Annotated in this window: 12 protein-coding genes; 7 read left to right on the forward strand and 5 right to left on the reverse strand. The window is 43.7% G+C overall.

Features of this window, described 5'->3' with window-relative positions:
- Nucleotides 1-22: 22 nt before the first annotated feature.
- Both G4D73_RS13020 and G4D73_RS13025 read right to left on the reverse strand, forming a co-directional pair.
- A complete protein-coding gene (locus G4D73_RS13020) occupies nucleotides 23-475 on the reverse strand; it encodes a CopD family protein (protein WP_004730607.1) in 453 nt (150 codons plus the stop codon).
- Between the two features lie 23 nt (nucleotides 476-498).
- A complete protein-coding gene (locus G4D73_RS13025; protein WP_005247122.1) occupies nucleotides 499-1,728 on the reverse strand; it encodes a beta-ketoacyl synthase N-terminal-like domain-containing protein in 1,230 nt (409 codons plus the stop codon).
- Between the two features lie 272 nt (nucleotides 1,729-2,000).
- On the opposite strand from G4D73_RS13025, the gene G4D73_RS13030 reads away from it, so the two are divergent.
- The 7 genes from G4D73_RS13030 (at nucleotide 2,001) to rimI (ending at nucleotide 9,883) form a co-directional block, all read left to right on the forward strand.
- A complete protein-coding gene (locus tag G4D73_RS13030) occupies nucleotides 2,001-3,485 on the forward strand; it encodes an EcsC family protein (protein ID WP_213686934.1) in 1,485 nt (494 codons plus the stop codon).
- Nucleotides 3,486-3,640: 155 nt separating this feature from the next.
- Nucleotides 3,641-4,015 carry a 30S ribosomal protein S12 gene (gene rpsL, locus G4D73_RS13035; RefSeq protein ID WP_002050319.1) on the forward strand — a complete coding sequence of 125 codons (375 nt, stop codon included), beginning with the start codon at nucleotides 3,641-3,643 and terminating at the stop codon, nucleotides 4,013-4,015.
- Nucleotides 4,016-4,195: 180 nt separating this feature from the next.
- Entirely contained in the window at nucleotides 4,196-4,666 is a 471-nt protein-coding gene (gene rpsG, locus G4D73_RS13040; protein ID WP_004279240.1) for a 30S ribosomal protein S7, read from the forward strand.
- 128 nt (nucleotides 4,667-4,794) lie between these two features.
- The gene (fusA, locus tag G4D73_RS13045; RefSeq protein ID WP_004279242.1) at nucleotides 4,795-6,930 is read left to right on the forward strand and encodes an elongation factor G; all 2,136 of its coding nucleotides are present in this window, start codon (nucleotides 4,795-4,797) and stop codon (nucleotides 6,928-6,930) included.
- Between the two features lie 93 nt (nucleotides 6,931-7,023).
- The gene (gene tuf, locus G4D73_RS13050) at nucleotides 7,024-8,214 is read left to right on the forward strand and encodes an elongation factor Tu (protein WP_004646112.1); all 1,191 of its coding nucleotides are present in this window, start codon (nucleotides 7,024-7,026) and stop codon (nucleotides 8,212-8,214) included.
- Nucleotides 8,215-8,437: 223 nt separating this feature from the next.
- A complete protein-coding gene (locus G4D73_RS13055; protein ID WP_004279245.1) occupies nucleotides 8,438-9,319 on the forward strand; it encodes a metal-dependent hydrolase in 882 nt (293 codons plus the stop codon).
- Between the two features lie 105 nt (nucleotides 9,320-9,424).
- Nucleotides 9,425-9,883, forward strand: coding sequence for a ribosomal protein S18-alanine N-acetyltransferase (gene rimI / locus G4D73_RS13060; RefSeq protein ID WP_004279248.1), 459 nt, complete (start codon nucleotides 9,425-9,427; stop codon nucleotides 9,881-9,883).
- 15 nt (nucleotides 9,884-9,898) lie between these two features.
- Here the strand turns inward: rimI and G4D73_RS13065 are convergent, their stop codons facing one another.
- From G4D73_RS13065 to trxB, 3 genes are all read right to left on the reverse strand, one after another.
- On the reverse strand, nucleotides 9,899-10,714 hold the full coding sequence (locus G4D73_RS13065) for an arginyltransferase (protein ID WP_004279249.1): 816 nt from the start codon (nucleotides 10,712-10,714) through the stop codon (nucleotides 9,899-9,901).
- 21 nt (nucleotides 10,715-10,735) lie between these two features.
- A complete protein-coding gene (gene aat, locus G4D73_RS13070; protein WP_004279250.1) occupies nucleotides 10,736-11,467 on the reverse strand; it encodes a leucyl/phenylalanyl-tRNA--protein transferase in 732 nt (243 codons plus the stop codon).
- Between the two features lie 92 nt (nucleotides 11,468-11,559).
- Nucleotides 11,560-12,522: a thioredoxin-disulfide reductase gene (gene trxB, locus G4D73_RS13075; protein ID WP_004279251.1), complete on the reverse strand. Its 963-nt coding sequence runs from the start codon at nucleotides 12,520-12,522 to the stop codon at nucleotides 11,560-11,562.
- Between the last annotated feature and the right edge of the window lie 128 nt (nucleotides 12,523-12,650).

Here is a 12,650-nt window from a genome sequence, read left to right on the forward strand (position 1 = left end):
TTTTTTTGATTGCGTGGGTGAATTAGAAAGTAGGTTTAACCACGACTAAAATCACCACTGCAAATAAGATCAAGGTTGGCATCTCATTAAAATAACGCCAAAACTTGTGTGACTTGTAGTGTGCATTACCAATCAGCTTCTTGCGGTAATAACCACACACCAGATGGTAAATCACCAATAAGCCGACCAGGCCGACTTTAAGGTAAAACCATAAGGCTTCATGGTAATGACGCGTTGCATCACCCCAATCCACCAGAAAGTGTGCCGTAATCAAGGTGGCCAACATGGCTGGCCACATGATGCCACGGTACAACTTGCGTTCCATGACTTCAAAGCGTTGATGACTGATGGCATCTTCGCTCATGGCATGATAAACATATAAACGTGGCAAGTAGAACAAAGCCGCGAACCAGCAAACTACTGCAATAATATGTAATGCTTTTACCCACAAGAAAGCATCAGAAGGAGCATCCATCAAGTCACCCTAAACTGGGCAGCTTAGCCTTCCCATTTTTTGAAAATGAGACAAGCATTTACGCCGCCGAAACCGAAACTGTTACTCATCACAGTATTCAATTTTGCGTCACGTTTTTCAAGCACGATATCAAACGGTTTCGCGCCTTCATCCAGCTCGGTCACGTTGATGTTTGGAGCAATAAAGTCATTCTGCATCATCAGAACTGAATAAATCGCTTCCTGAACACCAGCAGCACCAAGACTGTGACCTGTCATTGACTTGGTTGAGCTGAGTGGAGGAACCTGACCTTCACCAAAAGCACGTTCCATTGCTTTAAGTTCTGTGATGTCGCCCGCTGGAGTAGAAGTACCATGTGTATTTACATAGTCAATTTTATCGACACCGTGTTGCTTTGCTTCTTCTAAAGCCATCAGTACGCAACGTGTTGCACCTTCACCAGATGGTGCAACCATATCAGCACCATCACTGTTTGCAGCATAACCAACCACTTCAGCTAAGATATTTGCGCCACGCGCTTTCGCATGTTCCAAAGACTCAAGGATCACAAAACCACCACCACCGGCAATCACGAAACCGTCACGGTCTGCAGAATAAGGGCGTGATGCTGTTTCAGGGCTGTCATTGTATTTAGAGCAAAGTGCGCCCATCGCATCAAACAACAAGCTTTGTGACCAGTGATCTTCTTCACCGCCACCCGCCAGCATTAAATCTTGTTTGCCGAGTTGAATCAGGTTGTAGGCATAACCAATCGCATCCGCAGAGGTTGCACATGCGCTGGTAATGGTATGCGCCACACCTTGTAATTTGAATGCAACGCCAACGTTAGCCGTAATGGTGTTGGTCATATTACGTGGTACAAAGAAAGGACCGACTTTACGCGCACCTTTGGTTTGCAATAATTCGTTCATTTCAATAACGGAAGCAGTTGAACCGCCACCTGAACCACCCGCGATACCATAGCGTGGGTTGCCAGCTAGGTCTTCAACCTTTAAACCTGCATGTTCAACCGCAGCAAGAGCTGAGTTATATGCATACATCGCACATACACCCATAAAGCGTTTCAGTTTGCGGTCGATCCCATCAAAATCCTGCTCGGCTGCAGCACTGACATGACTTTTGAAATTGAGTTCAGCATAAGTCGGATTAAAACGTGTTCCTGAAATCCCGTTTTGTAAAGAATGGTTTACATCCTCTAATGTATTACCAATACACGAGTTAATACCCATGCCAGTGATGACAACACGTTTCATCTACAGATCCTTATAGTTTGCTCTATGCTCAGCGCAGATATCTGGGTTTTAAAATCGCCCAATCCAGCGCTTAGCCTTATTTCATGATGGGGAACATGATAGCAGAAAGACTTTTGAAATCTTATGGCAAATGTTATGCCGTGTGACAGTCGGTTGAGTTTGTGAGTCGGCATGTAGGGGTTTTACTAAATGAAACAGAATAAAGTTGAGATAAACGCTGACTACACCTAGTATTTATACCAAATACAAGCACATGAATGCTGAGGTAAAAAATGGTAAATGCTAATAATAAACAATCTAATGGTCTGATTTCGAATGCCTTTGGAGTGGCGAAAAAGTTCAGTTCAACCGGATTGGATTTGTTGAATCATGTTGCGCCGGATTCGGTGACTAAAGCGCTGAAGCCTTCTAACTCCGATCAGGTGATTGACGGTTCGGCGAAGACGAAAAGCGCTTTTTCAGCTAAAAAATATGACAATCCTCAGCAAATGCTTCGTGAGCATCTTCCAAATGTGTCTCGTCAACTTCTCGGGCGCCGCTTTAATACCGTGAATAATGTCGCGCATTTTGTTTCTCCAGACTTAACCGAAAAAGTGTCTAACTACTTTTATGACCGTCTCAATCAATTTAGTAATCAAACCAGTTCGGTTGATGCCATTCTGAATGAAGCTGGAGCGAAAGATTTAGAAGAATTGACTCAGGACGTCGACCGATCCAAGCGAATTTCACAGGCTTTAGGTGAACAAAACAAATGGATTGCGACGGTTCAGGGTGCAGTGAGTGGTGCTTCAGGGATGCTTGGCACCGCGATTGATATTCCCGCTTCTTTACTGATGGCGTTGCGTACCATTTATCAAGTCGGTCGCTCTTATGGTTTTGACCTGAGCAAAGAAGATGATCAGGAAATCGTCCAGCATATCTTTAGACAGATCGACCTGAGCCTGATTGCAGAAAAGCAAACCTTGTTATTGGGTTTAAAAGCGTTAAGTAATACCCTTAAAACTCATGATATCTCCCAGCTACAAGCCATGCTAGGTTCTGATAATGATGTCAGCGCTATCAAACAATGGCTAAGTCGTCATGAGGGAGAGGCTAAATGGGAATGGATGAATCATCTGCCAAAAATTTCGATTCTGGAGCGATTAACCAAACTAACGCCTCTGGCGAGTGCTGGTATTGGCGCTGTATATAGCCATCGTTTTGTCGAGGATGTAAATCAGAAAGCTCAGGAAGCATTCTCGCATGCACGTCAATACCTGATTCAGCATCAGGATTCGCAATTGTCTCCTTATGCTGCCTATGAAAAAGCAGCCAGTTTGTTACAACAGGCAACTCCGAAACTCCTAAATGGTGCCTCTCACGAAGTTGAGCTTTCGAAAGATAAGCCGATCATGGATAAAGATATTGCGATTGAAGGCAATAACACGATTACCCAAGTCAAGCTGGTCAAAAAAGAGCAGAATGATCTAAGCTCTGAAGAAGCAGAAGTGAAGAAAGATGAAAAGGTGAGTGAAGGGCTGGAGGCACTCAACGATGAGTTGGTTGAACCTGCGGCAGATAAGCAGTCGCAACAGCCGGCTTTAACCAAAACTTCATTTGACCCGGAAATCGAAGCTGAACTGCATCCAGAAGCTGCTGACGAGGCAGAAGCTGCTACAGAGACTTCACAGCAGGGTGCAGAGGATCAAGAAAACTCGGAAACTAAATCTGAAGCTCAAGACGTGACCAAAAAAGCTGGTAAAAATTCAAAAAAATAAGCGAATTTTGAAGGTAAATAAAAGCAAGCAAATGTCGTGAGAAACGGCATTTGCTTGCTTGAGTAGGTTGACCAATTTTGCATCTTGAATTACAATTGCATGCCCTCAAAAAGTAGTAGTTTTTTGGGGCTTTTTATTAACGGGAGAATTGCCAAATGGCAACAACAAATCAGTTGATCCGCAAGGGTCGTACGACTTTAGTTGAAAAATCTAAAGTTCCTGCGTTGAAGGCTTGTCCACAGCGCCGTGGTGTTTGTACACGTGTTTACACAACTACACCTAAAAAACCTAACTCAGCAATGCGTAAAGTTTGCCGTGTTCGCTTAACTTCAGGTTTCGAAGTTTCTAGCTACATCGGTGGTGAAGGCCATAACCTACAAGAGCACAGTGTTGTTCTTATCCGTGGTGGTCGTGTTAAAGACTTACCAGGTGTACGTTACCATACCGTTCGTGGTTCTTTAGACTGTGCTGGTGTTAAAGATCGTAACCAGTCTCGTTCTAAATACGGTACTAAACGTCCTAAGAAATAATTCGTTAAGAATTAAATTTTAAGAACGTAGAACCGCAATCCTTTATCGTCTCGCTTGTCTGATTTCTGCATTAATTTTGTGAAAATTCCAAGCGACGTATAGTAAGGCCAGCGAGTAGTACATGACACTTTGTACTCATGCTGGATAAACCTGAAGTGTCATCTTTATAGGTAGTTTAAAATGCCAAGACGTCGCGTAGTCGCTGCTCGTGAAATCCTTCCGGATCCTAAGTTCAGCAGCCAAACAATCGCTAAATTCATGAACCACGTAATGCAAGATGGTAAAAAATCTATTGCTGAAAGTATCGTTTACGGTGCTTTAGACCGCGTTCAAGAAAAATCTAAAGTAGACCCAGTTGAATTTTTCGAGACTACTCTTGAAAAAGTTCGTCCTATGGTCGAAGTAAAAGCACGCCGTGTTGGTGGTGCTACATACCAAGTTCCTATGGAAGTACGCCCATCCCGTCGTACTGCTCTAGCGATGCGTTGGTTAGTAGATGCTGCTGCTAAGCGTTCTGAAAAAACTATGGCTTTACGTCTTGCTGGCGAGTTGCTTGATGCATCTGAAGGCAAAGGCGCTGCGGTTAAGAAACGTGAAGATGTGCACCGTATGGCTGAAGCCAACAAAGCATTCTCTCACTACCGTTTCTAAGCAGATAAAACAGGCCCTATTCAGGAGGGTGACAAGACCGTCATGGTTCTGTCACCAAAGCGCTTTAAGTTGCTATGCAGCTTAAAGCGTCCTGTTTTAAACAACAAAATTTAGGAATGCTAGAAATCATGGCACGTCAAACCCCAATTTCTCGTTATCGTAACATTGGTATTTCTGCGCACATTGATGCGGGTAAAACCACAACTACAGAACGTATTTTGTTCTACACAGGTGTATCTCACAAAATTGGTGAAGTACACGATGGTGCAGCAACAATGGACTGGATGGAGCAAGAGCAAGAACGTGGTATTACCATTACTTCTGCTGCTACGACTACATTCTGGTCTGGTATGTCTAAACAGTTCCCTGAACACCGTATCAACGTAATTGATACACCGGGACACGTTGACTTCACAATTGAAGTTGAACGTTCTATGCGTGTTCTTGATGGTGCGTGTATGGTTTACTGTGCTGTAGGTGGTGTACAACCTCAGTCTGAAACTGTATGGCGTCAAGCGAACAAATACCAAGTGCCTCGTTTAGCATTCGTGAACAAGATGGACCGTACTGGTGCCAACTTCTTCCGTGTTGTTGAACAAATGAAAACACGTTTAGGTGCATCTCCAGTACCTGTAGTAATCCCTGTTGGCGCTGAAGAAAACTTCCAAGGCGTAATCGACTTGATCGAAATGAAAGCGATCATTTGGGACGAAGCTTCACAAGGTATGAAGTTTGAATACGGTGAAATCCCGGCTGAACTTCAAGAAACTGCTGAAGAATGGCGTACAAACATGGTTGAAGCTGCTGCTGAAGCTTCTGAAGAGTTAATGGATGAATACCTGAACAATGGCGATTTGACTAAAGAACAAATCGTTGCTGGTCTACGTGTCCAAACTTTGGCTTGTCAAATTCAACCAATGCTTTGTGGTACAGCATTCAAAAACAAAGGTGTTCAACGTATGTTGGACGCAGTAATTGAATTCTTACCGTCGCCTACAGAAGTTAAAGCGATTGAAGGTGTTCTTGACGATAAGGCTGAAACTAAAGCGATTCGTGAAGCATCTGACGAAGCTCCGTTCTCTGCACTTGCGTTCAAAATCATGAACGACAAATTCGTAGGTAACTTAACTTTCGTACGTGTTTACTCTGGTGTTCTTAAACAAGGTGATTCTGTTTATAACCCAGTTAAATCTAAACGTGAACGTATCGGCCGTATCGTGCAAATGCACGCGAACGATCGTCAAGACGTTGAAGAAATTCGTGCGGGTGATATCGCTGCGTGTGTAGGTCTTAAAGACGTAACTACAGGTGATACACTTTGTGATGAGAAAAATGTCATCACACTTGAGCGTATGGAATTCCCAGAGCCAGTAATTGCATTGGCTGTTGAACCAAAAACTAAAGCTGACCAAGAAAAAATGTCAATTGCTTTAGGTCGTTTGGCTAAGGAAGATCCATCATTCCGCGTTCGTACTGATGAAGAGTCAGGTCAAACAATCATCGCTGGTATGGGTGAACTTCACCTTGACATTATTGTTGACCGTATGAAGCGTGAATTCGGTGTTGAAGCAAACATTGGTAAACCAATGGTTTCTTACCGTGAAACGATCAAAAAGTCAGTTGAGCAAGAAGGTAAATTCGTTCGTCAAACTGGTGGTAAAGGTAAATTTGGTCACGTATACGTACGTTTAGAGCCAATGGATGCTGATGCTGGTAAAGACTACGAGTTCGTTGAAGAAGTTGTTGGTGGTGTAGTTCCTAAAGAATTCTTCGGTGCTGTGGATAAAGGTATCCAAGAGCGTATGAAGAATGGTGTCCTTGCTGGTTACCCAGTTGTAGGCATCAAAGCTACATTGTTTGACGGTTCTTACCACGATGTCGATTCGGACGAATTATCGTTCAAGATGGCTGGTTCTTATGCCTTCCGTGACGGTTTCATGAAAGCGGATCCTATCCTTCTTGAACCTATCATGAAAGTTGAAGTAGAAACTCCAGAAGACTACATGGGCGATATCATGGGTGACTTAAACCGTCGTCGTGGTATGGTTCAAGGTATGGATGACTTGCCTGGCGGTACTAAAGCAATTAAAGCTGAAGTTCCACTTGCAGAGATGTTTGGTTACGCGACTCAAATGCGTTCTATGTCTCAAGGCCGTGCAACATACTCTATGGAATTTGCTAAATATGCTGAAACTCCACGTAACGTGGCTGAAGGCATCATTTCTAAATTCCAGTCTGGCGGTAAAAAAGGTGACGACGAGTAATCTTTCGATTACTATAAGCCCAAACTAATTCATAGTTAAAAACCAAGTGCTCATGCAGTGATCCTGCATGAGTAGTTTAAAAAGGAAGATCTCATGGCTAAGGCTAAGTTTGAACGTAATAAGCCACACGTTAACGTGGGCACAATTGGTCACGTTGACCATGGTAAAACAACTTTAACAGCTGCAATTGCAACTGTATGTGCGAAGAAATTCGGTGGCGAAGCGAAAGACTACGCTGCAATCGACTCTGCACCAGAAGAAAAAGCACGTGGTATTACAATTAATACTTCACACGTAGAATACGATTCTCCAACTCGTCACTACGCTCACGTAGACTGCCCGGGCCACGCCGATTATGTTAAAAACATGATTACTGGTGCTGCTCAGATGGACGGCGCGATCCTTGTATGTGCTGCGACTGATGGTCCTATGCCACAGACTCGTGAACACATCCTGCTTTCTCGTCAGGTAGGTGTACCTTACATCGTTGTATTCTTGAACAAATGCGACCTTGTAGACGACGAAGAGCTTCTTGAACTAGTTGAAATGGAAGTTCGTGAACTTCTTTCTACTTACGACTTCCCGGGTGATGACACTCCAGTGATCCGTGGTTCTGCTCTTCTTGCGCTTAACGGTGATGACAGCCAATACGGCGAGCCAGCTGTAGTTGCGCTTGTTGAAGCACTTGACTCTTATATCCCAGAGCCAGAACGTGCAATTGACCTTCCATTCCTTATGCCAATTGAAGACGTATTCTCAATCTCTGGTCGTGGTACAGTAGTAACTGGCCGTGTAGAGACTGGTATCGTTAAAGTAGGTGAGTCTGTAGAAATCGTTGGTATCCGTGATACTCAAACTACTACAGTAACTGGCGTAGAAATGTTCCGTAAACTTCTTGACGAAGGTCGTGCGGGCGAGAACTGTGGTGTTCTTCTTCGTGGTACTAAGCGTGAAGACGTACAACGTGGTCAAGTATTGACTAAACCAGGTGCGATCAAGCCACACACTAAATTCGATGCAGAAGTATACGTACTTTCTAAAGAAGAGGGTGGTCGTCACACTCCATTCCTTAACGGTTACCGTCCACAGTTCTACTTCCGTACTACGGACGTAACTGGTGCGATCGCGCTTAAAGAAGGCGTGGAAATGGTTATGCCTGGTGACAACGTTGAGATGTCAGTAGAGCTAATCCACCCGATCGCAATGGACCCAGGTCTACGTTTTGCGATCCGTGAAGGCGGCCGTACAGTGGGTGCTGGTGTAGTTGCTAAAGTAACTGCATAATCGCTGATTGTGTAAGAAAAGCGCCTCTTTGAGGCGCTTTTTTTTGATCTAAACTTTTATAAAACTAAAAATAAATTGTCTGACAATGATTTTAAAAGCTGTCCTTATCTGATATCGGCTTGACCTAAACTGCACTTATGTAAAAAAAATTACCACGTAATATACAGATAAGAATATGAATATTAAATTTTCGGGCCTGGATTGGCCTGATGGGAGTGGTCACATGAATGCGAAAGTAAATATTACCAATCGTGCGGGTGCAAGTTTTCCAGTTCGTCGCATGAACTTTGATTTTGATGCTGTACCGGAATATTGGATGAATGGCTCAGCAGGTCTCACTCATTTTATGACGGCATTATCTGCGCTATTTCCAGCAGGTGAAAAGTTTTTTATAGATTCAGTCCGTGCGGTGCGTAAACATCCTGCAATTGCCAATAATGAAGCATTACAAAAAGAAATTTCCGCTTTTATTGGTCAGGAAGCGATGCATACTCACGAGCATATCGGCTTTAATGCATCTGCGCAAAAACATGGGCATGATGTCGAGACGCTTGATCGTTATACCGATAAAGTCATTCAAACGACACGTAAAGTCATGGCTAAACTGGGTAAGCCTGTGGGAATTACCCAAGAAATGGTAGATTTGACTGCAACCACGGCACTTGAGCATTTCACTGCAACCATTGCCTCACAGCTTTTGACCAATAGTCACATTCAGGAATTGATGACAGATGAAACCATGAAAACCATGTGGTTATGGCACGCCATCGAGGAAAATGAACATAAGGCAGTGGCTTATGATGTCTTCGAAGGGGTTTTTGGCAAAGGATTAAAAGCCTATGCACTGCGTACTTCATCCTTGGTCATCGCAATGGCAACCTTATTTGTGGTGCAAAGCTATTTCCTTGCCCGTTTGCTCAAACAGGATCAGCAGCTCAATTTTGAGTCCTTAAAAGCCATTTATACCTATGCCTATAGTCCTTCTAAAGGTGTCATTACGGGTATGGCGAAAGAAATGCTGATGTATTTTAAACCGGGATTCCATCCGAATGATCATCATACAGATCAACTGTTGGCGACCTGGAAAGCCAAATTGGGTTTGTGACAGAACTGAAGATTGGAGAGCGACTTAAATCGCTCTTTTTTTTGCTCGATTTTTTGCATGAACTTTCTATAATGCGGAGGTTGATTCTATATAAGATGAACGAAGATGATTCGTTTAATGAAAGCAGCGGATGTAGAAGCCGTTGCAAAGATTGAGAGATCGGTTCAATCACACCCCTGGACTTTCAAACAGTTCGAAGATGCTGTAACAGCTTATCAAAGTACCGTGATTGAAGTGCAAGGGCAGGTGGCCGGATTTTGTATTTTACAACCGGTGCTAGATGAAGCCAATTTATTGCTGATGGCGATTGATCCGGCACAGCAAGGTCAGGGCTTGGGCTATCAGTTGCTGGAGGCTTCAGTGGTGATGCTAAAAAACAATCCGGTACAGATTTTCCTGGAAGTGCGCGAGAGTAATCAGGCTGCGATCAAGCTATATGAAAAATCAGGCTTTCATCAGATTGATCTGCGTAAGAACTATTATCCAAATGCCAACGGAAGCCGTGAACATGCCATCATTATGGTGAAAGCATGTACGGATGATTTTGCTAGTCTATTTAAATAATATAAACTGACGACCTTATTTAATAATCTGGTGATTCCATCCGCTGGGTAAGGTCGTCATTAATGAGTTTCCCAGGTGCTGAATCTCCGTGGCACTTAGGGCATGATTTAAGCGTCGCCATTGTCCATCGATCAAGAGTTCCAGTGGCAGATACTGAGATTTGTAATTCATTTTGCTAGAATGCGGCACCCAATATCCCAGATAGATAAATTGTAAGCCCAGCTTTTGTGCATGTTCAATCTGTTTCAAGATTGCAAAAGCACCAAGTGAGCGGCGATTTTCATCTGGGTCAAAGAAGGTATAGACGGCAGAAATGCCATCATCCAGCAAGTCACAGGTTGAAACACTGATTAGACGCTCACTTTGCCATAATTCTAGAAAGAAGCTGTCGGCACAGCTTTGTAATAAAAATTTTTCGAACTGATCCCGAGTGGGTGGGAACATGTCGCCATCTGAGTGGCGTTCATTAATATAGCGTTCATACAGCGCATAATGTAGGTCCCCGGCGTGCTCTGGACTGGTAATTTTTATCACCAGATCCTGACTACGTTTCCAGGCTTTTTTTTGTGAACTGTTCATGCGGAATTCAGCAACAGGCACACGCGAAGACAGACATTGACGACACAAATGACATTCGGGGCGATACACGAAATCACCACTGCGACGGAAACCGGTACGTGACAGTTCCGATAAAGTGACTACATCAATTCGATGTGCGGGATCCAGAAAAACCATGCGCGCCGACTTGTTGGGCAGATAGCTGCAATCATGCGGCGGCGTAATATAATACTGTAAATCGTTCAGTAGGGCCTTTGGCTGATAAGAGTTCATAACAACTACCCTCTGTTATTTTCATTCACTTAAGCGCGCGTTTTGCGCTATTGTTTTACTTGAAAATACACCTTCCTGATACTTTTTCCAATCAATCGCAGGCTTTTTTACAATATCTTGTAAAGAATTAAGATAGGCTTGGCGAGAAAGTGTGCAGGCACCTAGGCTTAAAAGATGATCGTTGACCAGTTGGCAGTCGATCCAGGGTAGTTTATTTTCCTGTCCAATCAGCATTAAAGTATAGAAAGCCATTTTAGAAACATCGGTTTGCGTACTAAACATGGATTCACCAAAACAGCCTTGACCGATGGTCACACCATAAAGTCCCCCCACGACGCGATCTTCATCCCAGACCTCAATGCTGTAGCCATATCCTGCGTCGAACATGTCGCAATAGCCTGCGATAATATCTTCACTGATCCAGGTATCGTTTGCATAAGCACGAGGCAATGAACAGGAACGAATCACTCTTTCAAAAGCATGATTGACCGTAATTTTATAGTCCTGCTTTTTCATATTGCGTAGCAGGGATTTGCTTGGGTGATAATCTTCGGGGCGAATAATGCAGCGCGGTTCCGGACTCCACCAGCAAATCGGATCACCTTCTGAAAACCAAGGAAATAATCCATGTGTATAGGCTTCATAAAGTGTAGAAGGGGAGAGGTCGGCACCAATACAAATCAGTCCTTCACCTTCAGGATCAACCTCGACCGGATTGGGGAAAATGAATTCTGAGCGAGGAAGTAAAGACATAGCAGACCCGACATAAATCTATAGATAAATCATCATCTCATTCTAGCAATAAAAAAGCCGCCTATAATGGACGGCTTTTTTATTCTTGCTGCTTAGTCTAGTTTGCCCATCGCATCAAGATATTTTTCTGCATCAAGCGCAGCCATACAGCCTGAACCCGCAGAAGTAATGGCTTGACGATAAATGCTGTCCGCAATATCACCGGCTGCAAATACACCCGGTACAGAAGTTTGAGTTGCATTACCTGCAGTACCGCTTTGCACCTGGATATAACCATCACGAAGCTCTAACTGACCTTCAAACATGCTGCTATTTGGCTTATGACCAATCGCCACGAACATACCCGTCACATCAATGTTTTGAGTAGAATCATCTTGAGTTGATTTAATACGAACTGAGGTCACTCCAGATTGTGCATCACCTAATACTTCATCAACTTGATGATTCCAGATAATACTGATCTTGCCTTCTTTTTCTTTGGCAAATAAATGATCTTGTAGGATTTTTTCAGAGCGTAATGAATCACGACGGTGAACCAGAGTCACGTGAGACGCAATATTGGATAAGTACAATGCTTCTTCAACAGCGGTATTACCGCCCCCTACAACCATCACTTTCTGGTTTTTATAGAAGAAACCATCACAGGTTGCGCAAGCACTGACACCTTGACCCATATAGGCTGCTTCAGATTCCAGACCGAGGTATTGGGCAGTTGCACCGGTACAGATGATCAGAGCATCACAGGTGAATTCTTCCATATCGCCTTTTAACACGAAGGGGCGCTGGCTAAGATCCACTTCATTGATATGGTCATACACGATTTCAGTGCCAAAACGCTCTGCATGTGCCTGCATACGTTCCATCAATGCTGGACCAGTCAAACCTTCGGGATCACCCGGCCAGTTATCGACGTCAGTCGTCGTGGTCAGCTGACCGCCCAGTTGCAAGCCTGCAATCAGGGTAGGTTTCAAGTTTGCACGCGCTGCATACACTGCTGCGCTATAGCCTGCAGGGCCAGAACCTAAAATAATCAGTCGTGAGTGACGTGCGCTCATCAGCTGTATCCTTTTTTATTTAGAAATTTATTGAATTATACGTGAAACTGTATAACAGTGGTGTGAGATTAAAGTCGATATTATTGATCATTGAAATCGATTTGGGCTATATAGCATAAGTAACATTG

The sequence above is a fragment of the Acinetobacter sp. WY4 genome (assembly GCF_018438165.1).
Taxonomy (GTDB): domain Bacteria; phylum Pseudomonadota; class Gammaproteobacteria; order Pseudomonadales; family Moraxellaceae; genus Acinetobacter.

Coding starts and splice junctions, on each gene's coding strand:
- G4D73_RS13030 (WP_213686934.1), top strand. CDS start 2,001: ATGGTAAATGCTAATAATAAACAATCTAATGGTCTGATTTCGAATGCC.
- rpsL (WP_002050319.1), top strand. CDS start 3,641: ATGGCAACAACAAATCAGTTGATCCGCAAGGGTCGTACGACTTTAGTT.
- G4D73_RS13020 (WP_004730607.1), bottom strand. CDS start 475: ATGGATGCTCCTTCTGATGCTTTCTTGTGGGTAAAAGCATTACATATT.
- G4D73_RS13065 (WP_004279249.1), bottom strand. CDS start 10,714: ATGAACTCTTATCAGCCAAAGGCCCTACTGAACGATTTACAGTATTAT.
- G4D73_RS13025 (WP_005247122.1), bottom strand. CDS start 1,728: ATGAAACGTGTTGTCATCACTGGCATGGGTATTAACTCGTGTATTGGT.
- trxB (WP_004279251.1), bottom strand. CDS start 12,522: ATGAGCGCACGTCACTCACGACTGATTATTTTAGGTTCTGGCCCTGCA.
- tuf (WP_004646112.1), top strand. CDS start 7,024: ATGGCTAAGGCTAAGTTTGAACGTAATAAGCCACACGTTAACGTGGGC.
- rimI (WP_004279248.1), top strand. CDS start 9,425: ATGATTCGTTTAATGAAAGCAGCGGATGTAGAAGCCGTTGCAAAGATT.
- rpsG (WP_004279240.1), top strand. CDS start 4,196: ATGCCAAGACGTCGCGTAGTCGCTGCTCGTGAAATCCTTCCGGATCCT.
- G4D73_RS13055 (WP_004279245.1), top strand. CDS start 8,438: ATGAATGCGAAAGTAAATATTACCAATCGTGCGGGTGCAAGTTTTCCA.
- aat (WP_004279250.1), bottom strand. CDS start 11,467: ATGTCTTTACTTCCTCGCTCAGAATTCATTTTCCCCAATCCGGTCGAG.
- fusA (WP_004279242.1), top strand. CDS start 4,795: ATGGCACGTCAAACCCCAATTTCTCGTTATCGTAACATTGGTATTTCT.